Origin of the sequence: Brevibacterium sp. ZH18 (assembly GCF_022748595.1) — a bacterium.
In the GTDB taxonomy this organism is placed as follows: Bacteria; Actinomycetota; Actinomycetes; order Actinomycetales; family Brevibacteriaceae; genus Brevibacterium.
In genome coordinates this window covers 1-855 of record NZ_JALDSX010000108.1, presented here as the reverse complement: position 1 = coordinate 855, position 855 = coordinate 1, and the positions used below count along the sequence as shown (strand labels likewise).

Genomic DNA, 855 nt, shown 5'->3' with positions numbered 1-855 from the left:
TTCGGCCTCGGCCACGTTGCGATGTCGACTAAACAGGTAATGAAGCCTCAATCGAATACATGTGAAACTTCGCAGCGCACCCTTGGCAAGGGTGATGTAGCTGGAATCAATCTCATCTACTAGGAGCACCTGTGAAGCATGTTTTTACTCGAACTGCGGTGGTTCTCTCTGCGGTACTGACACTAGGCTTCACGGTTGCCTGCAGCTCTGAGCCGGAGGGAGGCCAGGTGGTTTCGTGCGGGGCATATGCACAAGATCCTGATGTTGAAGCTTTAATCGATGAGTCAGTTGCAGTCATCGTCGGGGACCTCAATGAGGCCGGTGAGAGTTCGGCAGAAACTCACGTAAAGGATGTTTTCAAGGGAACGATAAACCCAGGTGACACGATCACTTTCTCGTGGGACAACGCTTGCGGAAGCCCAACGGACTTTCTCACCGCACCCCCCGAGGACAAGGAAGAATTCGTATATTTCCTCGGTATGCAGGGAGAGCAGTACACGCTCGTAGACGGCGCTTACGGCATGTTTAATGCATCCGATGCTCTACTCGGTGAAGTCTCTACCGCAACTCGCAAGTGAGCACGAGTCTATAAACATCCCGTCCGTGTCGACGATGCGGAGGGGGCCGCCAACAAGGACGAAGCAGCTAACGATGGATGTCTATCGGGTATGCGAGCTCACAAATCTGCTAAACGGTTGGCTGCGTTCGCTGACAGATCTGTCCAGCCCAGCACCGCTTTGACTCTTGCCTAGTACTACTAAGACCTACCATTTGGTGTGCGGGTGAGGCGAATACCGAACTTCACCACCGCGGCGCCGACAAACCCAACTACACCCAGGACCGTCGCAATGACAC

The 855-nt window shown here is 53.8% G+C and carries 1 protein-coding gene; it reads left to right on the top strand.

The genetic code is table 11. From position 1 onward, the window contains the following. The first annotated feature begins 131 nt into the window (after window positions 1–131). Window positions 132–578, top strand: a complete 447-nt coding sequence (locus tag MPN20_RS17135; RefSeq protein ID WP_114355012.1) for a hypothetical protein — start codon at window positions 132–134, stop codon at window positions 576–578. The last annotated feature ends 277 nt before the right edge of the window (window positions 579–855 follow it).